Origin of the sequence: Acidisphaera rubrifaciens HS-AP3 (assembly GCF_000964365.1) — a bacterium.
Classification (GTDB): Bacteria; Pseudomonadota; Alphaproteobacteria; order Acetobacterales; family Acetobacteraceae; genus Acidisphaera; species Acidisphaera rubrifaciens.
In genome coordinates this window covers 1-10,360 of sequence record NZ_BANB01000139.1, presented here as the reverse complement: position 1 = coordinate 10,360, position 10,360 = coordinate 1, and the positions used below count along the sequence as shown (strand labels likewise).

10 protein-coding genes are annotated in these 10,360 nt (G+C 71.1%); 4 read left to right on the top strand and 6 right to left on the bottom strand.

Annotated elements, in window-relative coordinates; translation table 11 throughout:
• Positions 1 to 80 precede the first annotated feature (80 nt).
• From B8460_RS05220 to B8460_RS05195, 6 genes are all read right to left on the bottom strand, one after another.
• On the bottom strand, positions 81 to 1,574 hold the full coding sequence (locus B8460_RS05220) for an ABC transporter substrate-binding protein (RefSeq protein WP_158322722.1): 1,494 nt from the start codon (positions 1,572 to 1,574) through the stop codon (positions 81 to 83).
• Between the two features lie 95 nt (positions 1,575 to 1,669).
• Entirely contained in the window at positions 1,670 to 2,974 is a 1,305-nt protein-coding gene (locus B8460_RS05215) for an ABC transporter ATP-binding protein (RefSeq protein ID WP_048860521.1), read from the bottom strand.
• A gap of 36 nt (positions 2,975 to 3,010) precedes the next feature.
• A complete protein-coding gene (locus B8460_RS05210) occupies positions 3,011 to 4,759 on the bottom strand; it encodes an ABC transporter permease (protein ID WP_048860520.1) in 1,749 nt (582 codons plus the stop codon).
• Positions 4,760 to 4,901: 142 nt separating this feature from the next.
• A complete protein-coding gene (dut, locus tag B8460_RS05205; RefSeq protein WP_048860524.1) occupies positions 4,902 to 5,363 on the bottom strand; it encodes a dUTP diphosphatase in 462 nt (153 codons plus the stop codon).
• Between the two features lie 30 nt (positions 5,364 to 5,393).
• A complete protein-coding gene (gene coaBC / locus B8460_RS05200) occupies positions 5,394 to 6,596 on the bottom strand; it encodes a bifunctional phosphopantothenoylcysteine decarboxylase/phosphopantothenate--cysteine ligase CoaBC (protein ID WP_048860523.1) in 1,203 nt (400 codons plus the stop codon).
• A gap of 10 nt (positions 6,597 to 6,606) precedes the next feature.
• On the bottom strand, positions 6,607 to 7,347 hold the full coding sequence (locus tag B8460_RS05195; RefSeq protein WP_048860519.1) for a class I SAM-dependent methyltransferase: 741 nt from the start codon (positions 7,345 to 7,347) through the stop codon (positions 6,607 to 6,609).
• A 30-nt stretch (positions 7,348 to 7,377) separates the two neighbouring features.
• On the opposite strand from B8460_RS05195, the gene mutM reads away from it, so the two are divergent.
• The 4 genes from mutM to B8460_RS05175 form a co-directional block, all read left to right on the top strand.
• Positions 7,378 to 8,217, top strand: coding sequence for a bifunctional DNA-formamidopyrimidine glycosylase/DNA-(apurinic or apyrimidinic site) lyase (mutM, locus tag B8460_RS05190; protein WP_048860518.1), 840 nt, complete (start codon positions 7,378 to 7,380; stop codon positions 8,215 to 8,217).
• A 34-nt stretch (positions 8,218 to 8,251) separates the two neighbouring features.
• Positions 8,252 to 9,028 carry an enoyl-CoA hydratase gene (locus B8460_RS05185; protein WP_048860517.1) on the top strand — a complete coding sequence of 259 codons (777 nt, stop codon included), beginning with the start codon at positions 8,252 to 8,254 and terminating at the stop codon, positions 9,026 to 9,028.
• A gap of 297 nt (positions 9,029 to 9,325) precedes the next feature.
• Positions 9,326 to 9,598, top strand: a complete 273-nt coding sequence (gene rpsT, locus B8460_RS05180; protein WP_048860516.1) for a 30S ribosomal protein S20 — start codon at positions 9,326 to 9,328, stop codon at positions 9,596 to 9,598.
• A gap of 353 nt (positions 9,599 to 9,951) precedes the next feature.
• Positions 9,952 to 10,360 (top strand): DnaA N-terminal domain-containing protein (locus tag B8460_RS05175; protein ID WP_373855680.1); only part of this gene is annotated, 409 nt, incomplete at its 3' end.

The window sequence follows — 10,360 nt, the reverse complement described above, 5'->3', positions numbered from 1 at the left end:
CCGTGCCGCGCGGTCCATGCCGGCCGGCCGGAGAGTATCCGCCAGGTCTGCGTCGGCGAGGTCGGGGGCGGTCGGGCCGGTCAATGCCTGGTGATCGTTCCGTAGCGGGTGAAGTCGGGCAGCGCGCCGAGACGCAATCCTGCGACTCCCGGGCCCAGCGCCGCCACGGCGTTCTGCTGCAGCAGCATCACGAACGGGGCGGTCGCCATGAACCGGCGCTGCAGCGCGGCGTAGTCGGCCAGCCGCCGCGCCTCGTCGGTCTCCCGCCCGGCGGCGCGGCTGGCGGCATCGAGCGCCGGATCGCGGTAATGGCTGCGCCACGCGACGATCTTCAGCGGCCCGTCCTCGCCGTCGTCGGGATTCTCGCAAAACGCCTGGGCGTTGGAGTTCGGGTCGAAGTAGTCCGCGCCCCAGCCCATCAGCGCGAGCTGGTGGCGGCGCTGCCGGGTGCGGGTGATGACCTGCCGCTGATCGCCGGGGATCAGCGTGACCGCGAGGCCGATCGCGGCGAGGTTGGCCTGGATCACCTGCGCGATGTCGGCCGAGGGGGCGGCGGTCGCGAAATCGAGCGTGACCGGCGTGCCGCGCGCCACGCCCACGCGGGCCAGCAGTGCGCGGGCACGGTCGGGATCGTGGTGATACGGACGGTCGCCGATCGCGCCCGGCAGGCAGGACGGCAGGAAGCTCTGGCAGACGTCCCAGGTGCGCGGGGTGAGCCAGGCCGCGATGCCGTCGTAGTCGATCGCCCATTTGAGGGCGGCGATCATGTCGGGCGCGCGCAGCAGCGCATGGGCTTGATTCATCGCCACGTAGAGCGACGTCGCCTGCGCCGCCGACACCAGCGAGAAGCGCGGATCGCCGGCCAGCCCCGCCAGCTGATCGGCGGTCAGGTCGCGGGCGATATCGACGTCCCCGCGCGCCAGCAGCAGCCGCTGCGCCGACGGGTCGGGCACGTGGCGCAGGACGATCCGGGCCATGCGGGCCGGTCCCGCCGCGTGCGGGTTGCGCTCCAGCGTCACGTGGTCGCTCGCCTCGAACGCGGTCAGCCGGTAGGGGCCGGCGCCGGCGGTGTGCCGGGCGAGCCAGCCGCGTCCGAGATCGTCGCCCACGGCGTGCGCGCGCACCGTGTCGCGATCGACGATGCTGCCGGCATTGGCGGACAGGCAGTGCAGCACATAGCCGGCGGCCGCCGGACGCGGCACGTCGAGCACCAGGGTGCGCGCATCCTCCGCCCGGATCAGCCGGTCCACGTTGTCCGCTGTCCAGCCGAACTGGCGGATGATGAAGCCCGGCGCGCGGTCGAGCCGCACCACGCGCGCGAGGCTGAACGCGGCATCGTCGGCGGTGACCGGCCGGCCGGTGGCAAAGGTCACGTCCGGCCTGAGGTGAAAGGTGAAGCGGCTGCCGTCGGGCGCGGCGTCCCATGCCGCCGCGACGTCGCCCACCAGCCGGCGCGCATCGTCCGGGTCCGGCGCGACCAGCCGGCGATAGCAGTTGCCGTCGATCTCGTTGTTGGTGAACTCGTAGGATTCGGCGGGATCGAAGCTGGTGATGTCGTCCAGCCGGCGGGCCACCACCGCGGTGTCGGGTGGCGGTGCCGCCCGCGCGGGGTGCGAACGTCCCGCGGCCGCCGTCCCCAGCAGGCCGAGGAACGCGCGGCGGGTCCGGTCTATTCGATCTCGTCGAGACTGAACTGGTCCGCCTCCTCGTCGTAGCTGAACAGCTCGGCGTAGCGCCCCCAGGCGATCGCCGTGCGCAGCGTCGCCTCGGCATAGTCGGGGGACATGTGATCCTCAAGCTCGTCGCGGAAGCGGACCGCGCTCGCCCGGTGGTTCCACCGTTCGTCCAGCACCTGCCGGATGCCGGCGACCAGCGGGACGTTGGCGCGCAGCGCGGTCGCGAACAGCACCTTGCGCGCATCGGTGTCGGCGCTGGCGAACTCCCGCCCGGTCGGCAGCAGGCGGATATCGCCCTCCTCCAGCAGCGCGAAGTGCAGAAGCTGCAACGCCTCGCCCAGCGGCAGCAGCTCGTCCAGTTCGAGTTGCAGCACCGCCGCCAGCGCCGGCAGGTCGGCGTGCCCGTCGTACGGAGGGGCGGCCAGCGTCTCGATCAGGCCGGCCATCAGGTTGGTCGAGACCGGCGACAGCGGGATCGCCAGCGCCGCCGCCGCGCTGGGGGGCGTCTTCGGCGCGGGGGCCCGGCGGGTCATCAGCGCATAGATGTCGTCCACCAGCTGGCGGAACGCGGGCGCGAGGCGGTTGCGCGGGTGCGGGAAGGTCACCGCCAGCTCGTTGGCGACGCGGCCGGGGTTGGAGCTGAACACCAGGATGCGGTCGGCCATCAGCACCGCCTCCTCGATGTTGTGCGTCACCATCAGGATCGACTTGATCGGCAGCTTGCCCTCGCTCCAGAGGTCGATCAGGTCGGTGCGCAACGTCTCCGCCGTCAGCACGTCGAGCGCGCTGAACGGCTCGTCCATCAGCAGCAGATCGGGATGCACGACCAGCGCGCGGGCGAGGCCGACGCGCTGGCGCATGCCGCCCGACAGTTCCTTGGGATAGGCGTTCTCGTAGCCGCCGAGGCCGATCAGGTCGATCGCCTCCTCCGCCCGCCGCTCGCGCTCGGCGCGGGCGACGCCCTTGGCTTCCAGCCCGAGCTCGACGTTCTCCTGCACCGTCAGCCAGGGGAACAGCGCGAAGCTCTGGAACACCATGGCGACACCGTCGGCGGGGCCGGTCACCTGACTGCCGCGCCACAGCACCGTCCCCGCGGTCGGCTTCAGCAGCCCGGCGACGACGCGCAGCAGCGTGGATTTGCCGGAGCCCGACCGGCCGAGCAGCGCCACCAGCTCGCCGTCGTGCAAGGTCAGGTTCACGTCGTCCAGCACCACCAGATCGGCGTTGCTGTCCTTGTGATAGGCCTGCCGGCAGCGCTCGACCTGCACCAGGGCCGCACGGGTGGTGACGCTGTCCATGGTTCGTCTCCTTCGCCCCGCGGGCGGGCTTGCCGACTAGCTGAACGTCAGGCGCCGGGCGGCGTAGGCATACAGCCGCCGCCAGACCAGCCGGTTGAGCAGCAGCACATAGACCGACATGACGGTGACGCCGAGCACGACGCGCTTCATGTCGGCGTCGGTCGATGCCTGCGCGATATAGGCGCCGAGGCCCGCCGCCGAGAGCTGCGTGCCCTTCCAGCTCACCACTTCCGCGACGATCGCCGCGTTCCACGACCCGCCCGAGGCGGTGATCGCGCCGGTCACGTAATAGGCGAAGATGCCGGGGATCATCACCTTGCGCCACCACAGCCAGCCGCCGACCTGGAAGTTCTCGGCGGCTTCCTGCAGGTCGCCGGGAAAAGCCGCCGCGCCGGCGATGACGTTGAACAGGATGTACCACTGGGTGCCCAGCACCATCAGCGGCGTCAGCCAGATGTTGGTGTTGAGGTGGAAATACAGGATCGCCACGACGAAGGGCGGATAGAACAGGTTGGCGGGAAACGCCGCGAGGAACTGCGCGAGCGGCTGGGCGCGTCGCGCCCAGGTGGGCCGCAGGCCGAGCCAGACGCCGATCGGCACCCAGATCACCGTCGCCGCCACCATCAGGATCACCACCCGCAGCAGCGTGTACGATCCGAGCCGCAGCGTGGTCAGCACGTCCGCCCAGCCGAGCGGCGGGGATTTCGGCGCGGGCGTCGCGACGAAGCGCGCGATCTGCCAGCCGGCATAGAAGACCACCAGGACGACGACGATGCCGAACACCACGTCCCCGATGCGCGACGGCCGCGCCGGGCCGGCGGACGCGCGCGGACGCCGCCACAGCGCGAGCCGTAGCCCCGTCGCCTGATCGACGAGCCCGCCGACCCACTGGCCAGCGAGGCGCAGCAGCCGCGTCCGGCGGATCAGGCGCAGCATCCACGGATCGGCGGTGATCGCGCCGGCGGTCAGCTCGAAACGGAACTTCGACGACCAGGCGACGAGCGGACGGAACAGCAGCTGGTCGTAGGCGAGGATGACGACGAGCATGGCAACGATCGCATAGCCCACCGCGCGTATGTCGCCGGCATCGAGCGCCACCTGCACGTAGGAGCCGATCCCCGGCAGCTTGAACGTGTTGTCGCCGATGCTGACGGCCTCGGACGCGACGACGAAGAACCAGGCGCCCGACATCGACATCATCGTGTTCCACACGAGGCCCGGTACGGCGAACGGCACATCGAGACGCCAGAAACGCTGCCACGGCGAGAGGCGGAACGCATCCGCCGCCTCCACCAGATCCGGCGGCAGCGTCTTGAGCGACTGGTACAGGCTGAACGCCATGTTCCAGGCCTGGCTGGTGAAGATCGCGAAGATCGCCGCCAGCTCCAGCCCCATCACGCGGCCGGGGAACAGGCTCATGAAGAACACGACGGTGAAGGTCAGGAAGCCGAGGATCGGCACGCTTTGCAGGATGTCGAGCAGCGGGATCATGATCAGACCCGCGCGCCGGCTCTTGGCCGCGAAGGTGGCGAAGGTGAAGGTGAACAGCAGCGAAAAGGCGAGGGCGGCGAACATCCGCAGCGTGGTGCGCGCCGCGTAGTCCGGCAGATAGGCCGGATCGAGGCTGATCGCGTCGTGGCTGAGGGCACTGATCGGCGCGAAGGTGCTGCGCGCCTCGCTCGCGAGCCCGACCAGCAGCCCGACCACGCAGAGAATGGCCGCGATGTCCCAGGCATTCGGCAGGCGGCGCCCGAGCGCCGCCGCGGGATAGGTCGTAGCGGACATGCTGCCTCTGCCGGCGACTGGGATCGGCGACCCCGATGGAACAGAGTTCGGGCGCATAGCGCAGCGGGCGGCGCGCTGTCACGTCCCTGGTCGCCCGCGCCGTCGTGATGTTTTCGTGTCGGAGCCGGGGCCGGCGGCGTGGTCAGCCGGTCGAGCCGAAGCCCCCGGCGCCGCGCGCCGTGACGGCCGAGAACGCCTCGACCACCCGCAGCCGGGGCCGCAGGATGGGCACGAACAACAGCTGCGCGAACCGTTCGCCGGGGCTCAGCACGACGGGCTCCGTCCCCGGCGCGCCGCGGTTCCAGGCGCTGACCAGGATCGGGCCGGTGTAGTCGGGGTCGATCAGCCCGACGAGGTTGCCCAGGACCAGACCCCGCTTGTGCCCGAGCCCGGAGCGGGGCAGCACGAGCGCCGCCATGGATGGGTCGCCCATCAGCAGCGCGAAGCCCGCGGAGAGCAGCGCGGGCGGTGCCCCGGGTGGCAGCGCGAGCGGCGCGTCCAGGCACGCATGCAGGTCGATCGCCGCCGCGTGCCCGCTTTGATAGCGTGGCAGGCCCCAGTCGCGCAGACGGTCGTCCAGCACCTTGATCTCGACATCCCGCATCGGATCGTCCCCCGCCACGCCGCGCGCCCGTCAGGCCAGGGCCGCGGCGATGCGCCGGGCGAGGCGGCGTGCGACCTCGTCCTTCGGCAGGCGGGGCCATTCCTCGATCCCGTCGGCGCTGACGATGGACACGGCGTTCTCCGCCCCGCCCATGATCCCGGTCGCCGGGGAGACGTCGTTGGCGACGATCCAGTCGGCGCCCTTGCGCACGCGCTTGGCGGCGGCGTTGGCCTCCACGTCGTCGGTCTCCGCCGCGAAGCCGACCACGAGGCGCGGGCGCGGCGTGCCGGCGGCGATGGTGGCGAGGATGTCGGGATTGGGGGCCAGCACCAGCGCGGGCGGCGCGGCGCCCGGCGTCTTCTTCAGCTTGTGGACCGATGCCTGCTCGACCCGCCAGTCGGCGACGGCGGCGGCGAACACGGCGATATCGGCGGGCAGGGCGCGTCGCACGGCATCGAGCATCGCGTCGGCGGTCTCCACCCGCACCACCTCGACATGCGGCGGATCGGGCTGCGCGACCGGGCCGCTGACCAGCGTGACGCGCGCGCCGAGGCCGGCGAGGGCGGCGGCGATGGCGTGGCCCTGCCGGCCGCTGCTGCGGTTGGCGATGTAGCGCACCGGGTCGATCGGCTCCTGCGTCGGGCCGGAGGTGACGATCGCGTGCCGCCCCGCGAGCGGTCGCCGCGGGTTCAGCAGGTCGGTGACGGCGGCGAGGATGGACGGCGGCTCCGCGAGCCGGCCGAGCCCGTGCTCGTTGCACGCCATCGCCCCCTCCTCGGGGCCGACGACATGCACGCCGCGCGCGCCGAGCGTCGCCATGTTCGCGACGGTGGCGGGGTGATGCCACATGCGCACGTTCATCGCCGGCGCGATCAGCACCGGCTTGTCGGTCGCGAGCAGCACCGTCGTCGCCAGATCGTCGGCGATGCCGGCGGCCATGCGCGCGATCAGGTCGGCGGTGGCGGGGGCGACCACCAGCAGGTCGGCGGCGCGCGAGAGCTGGATGTGTCCCATCTCGCTCTCGTCGGTCAGGGAGAACAGGTCGGCATAGACGCGGTTCTCGCTCAGCGCCTGCAACGACAGCGGGGTGACGAACTGGGCGCCCGCGCGCGTCAGGACCGTCGTGACCGACGCGTCCGCGCGGCGCAGCAGGCGGATCAGCTCCAGCGCCTTATAGGCCGCGATGCCGCCGCCCACGATCAGCAGCACGCGGCGGCCGGCGAGTCCGGTCATGCCGGCGCGCTCACAGCCGCCAGCCGGCATGGATGGCGGCGATCCCGCCGGACAGGTTCTGCACGCTCACGCGCGACAGCCCGGCCGCGCGCATCATCGCCGCCAGACGTTCCTGATCGGGAAAGACGCGGATGCTCTCGGCCAGATACCGGTAGCTGTCGGCATCACCGGCAACCGCCTGGCCGAGGCGCGGCAGCACGCGGAAGCTCCAGGCGTCGTACAGCGGTTGCAGCGCCGCGACCTGCAGGCGGCTGAACTCCAGGCACACGAAGCGGCCGCCGGGGCGGAGCACGCGCCGCGCCTCCGCCAGCACCGCCGCCTTGTCGGTGCAGTTGCGCAGGCCGAACGCCATCGACACCGTATCGAACGAGCGGTCGGGGAAGGGCAGCGCCTCGGCGTCCGCCACCGCGAAGCCGAGGTCGAGGAACCCGCGCCCGGCGGCGCGGTCGCGTCCCACCGCGAGCATGGCGGCATTGATGTCGGTGCAGAGCGCCGGGCCGCCGCCGCGGCGCAGCCAGCCGAAGCTGATATCGCCCGTCCCGCCGGCCAGATCCAGCAGCGTGCGTCCGGGGGACGGCCGCAGCGCGTTGACATAGATGCGTTTCCACGCCCGGTGCACGCCGAGCGACATCAGGTCGTTCATCACGTCGTAGCGGCGCGCGACGCTGTCGAACACCGCCCGCACCATGGGCTTCTTGGCGTCCACCGGGACGCGGGTGAAGCCAAAATCGGTCTCGCTGGTTTCGCTCATGCCGGCTCCCGTATAGCGTGGAACCACGCCATGCCGGAACTCCCCGAGGTCGAGACGGTGATGCGCGGCCTGCGCGCGCGGCTGCAGGACCGCGTGATCGTGCATGCCGCCGCGCATCGCGCCGATCTGCGCTGGCCGCTGCCGCCGGACCTCGCGGCGACGCTGACCGGGGCGCGCGTGACCGGCTTCCGCAGGCGGGGCAAATATATCCTGATGCGTCTCGACGGCGGGCTCAGCCTGCTGCTGCATCTCGGCATGTCCGGACGGATGCTGATCGCGCCCCGCGACGCCCGGCCGCCGGGCCCGCACGAGCATCTGGTGCTGGAGACCGATGACGGCTGGCGCGTGGGTCTGGTCGATCCCCGCCGCTTCGGCGCCGCCGATCTGGTGGCGACGTCGGCGGAGGACGGGCATCGCCTGCTTGCCGGCCTCGGGCCGGAGCCGCTGGAGGACGAATTCGACGCCGCCCGGCTGTCCGTCGCGCTGACCGGCCGGCGCACGCCGATCAAGGCGGCGCTGCTCGATCAGCGCGTGGTGGCGGGGCTCGGGAATATCTATGTGTGCGAGGCGTTGTTCCGTGCCCGCCTCAGTCCGCGCCGGCTGGCGCACAGCGTCGCCGGACGGCGTGCCGGGCGGCTGGTCACGGCCATCCGCGCGACCCTCGCCGAGGCCATCGCCGCCGGCGGATCGAGCCTGCGCGACTACGTGCAGCCGGACGGCGAGTTGGGATATTTCCAGCATGCCTGGAAGGTCTACGGGCGGGAGGCGCAGGCCTGCGAACGGTGTCCTGGTCCGCCCGCGTGCGCGGGCATCGCGCGCATCGTGCAGGCGGGCCGCAGCACGTTCCATTGCCCCCGCACCCAGCGCTAGCTAGGGTCCGCACGGTTTCGGAGGGAGAGGCGTAATGGCGCACGAGATGATTGCGACCGAGGTGCAGGGAGCGGTGGCGCTGATCCGGCTGAACCGGCCGCAGGCGCTGAACGCGCTGTGCGATCAGCTGATGCGCGAGCTGGGCGAGCAGCTGCTCGCCTATGACGCGGACCCCGCGATCGGCGCGATCGTGCTGACCGGCAACGAGAAGGCCTTTGCCGCCGGCGCCGACATCAAGGAGATGCAGGGCCGGACCTATCCCGACGTGCTGGAGGACGACTTCATCGCGAAATGGGAGACGATCACCCGCATCCGCAAGCCGGTGATCGCCGCGGTGGCGGGCTTCGCCCTCGGCGGCGGCTGCGAGCTGGCGATGATGTGCGACATCATCCTGGCCGCCGATACTGCCAAATTCGGGCAGCCTGAAATCAACTTGGGCGTGATACCCGGCGCCGGCGGCACGCAGCGGCTGACGCGCCAAGTGGGCAAGTCCAAGGCGATGGAAATGATTCTGTCGGCGCGCTTCATGGATGCGGCGGAGGCGGAGCGGGCCAACCTCGTCTCGCGCGTCGTCCCGGCGGCGGACCTGCTGGACGAGGCGATGAAGCTCGCCGCGCGGATCGCCGCGCTGTCGCCGGTCGCGGTCGCCATCGCCAAACTGTCGGTCAACCGCAGCTACGAGGTCACGCTGGCCGAGGGCGTGCGCTTCGAGCGGTCGGTGTTCATGCCGTTGTTCGGCACCGCCGATCAGCGCGAGGGGATGGCGGCCTTCGCCGAAAAGCGCAAGCCGCGTTTCGCCCGCCGCGCATAGGCCGGCACCGCCGCGGCCGCCGCTTCGTTTCTTGACTCCCCCCGGGGGGGTGCATAGAACGCGAGGCTCGGCTGGCGGCGGGGATCGTCGGGCGGGCCATGCGGGTTTCGTGGCTGTCCGCCTCACGCATCTGACGCATCGCTGGTCCGGGGTTACGCATGGTTGATCGGAATGGGCTGACAGGCGCAGGTCTGTTCCGCGCCGGCATCCAGTCAGTCCGCAGCCGCGACGGCCGTCGGTCGCGCGGTGTTTTGAGTCAGACGCCGAAGTCACACGACGAAACAGAGCAATACAAGAATGGCCAATACCGCTTCCGCGCGTAAGCGCATCCGTCAGACCGCCGTCCGTACCGCGCGCAACCAGGCGCGCCGGTCGCGCATGCGCACCTTCATCAAGAAGGTCGAAGAGGCGATTGCCGGCGGCGATCACGCCAAGGCGCGCGAGGCGCTGCGCGTGGCGCAGCCGGAGATGCAGCGCGCGGCCACCAAGGGCGTGATCCACGACAACACCGTCGCGCGAAAGCTGTCGCGCCTGAGCGCCCGCATCAAGGCGCTTGGTCAGGCCACCTGAACGCGTCGGCGCCGCGCCCTTTTGGCGCCCGCTGGGCCGTCGGCTGTCACGGGATATTGCGGGTTGCGCCCCAGGGCGCCCCGCGCCTTGTAATACTGAAATACTGACAATTTTATTTCTTGATTGTCGCGATCCTTAACTGTCGCCGCGGCGGCGGTTATTCGATCGACTGTAACAATACCCAGTTTCTGATTGTCGCCATGCCCCACATGGAATAAGATTTAGTTGCTGGCCGGGCGGGTCGGCGGTCGGGGGAACATGGGCGCCAGAGGCTGCCGACACAGGCAGGAGGCGACCATGGTGGCTTGCTACGGCTTCGGCGCGAGGCCGAGGCGGCGTCGGGGGCGGGGACGTTGACAGCGGACAGCGGAGAGCTTCAGCGGGAAGAAGCGCCGGGCCACAGCGAACCGGCCGGCGCTTCCGATCTGGCGACCCAGTGGGCACGGATACGCGCCCGCCTGCAGGCCGAAGTGGGCGAGGTCGAGTACCGCACCTGGCTGCGGCAGATGACCCTCGGTGCGCTCGACGGCGACGAGGTCACGGTGCACCTGCCGACGCGCTTCCTGCGCGACTGGGTGCGCAGCCATTACGGCGACCGTCTCAACAAATTCTGGCAGCAGGAAAACCGGCGCGTGCGCCGCGTGGATATCCGCGTGGGCCGCGGCACCCTCGCGGGCGGGACGGCGGAGAACGGGCTGGCCCACGACCTGACGGAGAGCGCGGACGACGCCTATCCGTCCGCCTTCGCCGGCATGCCGCGCC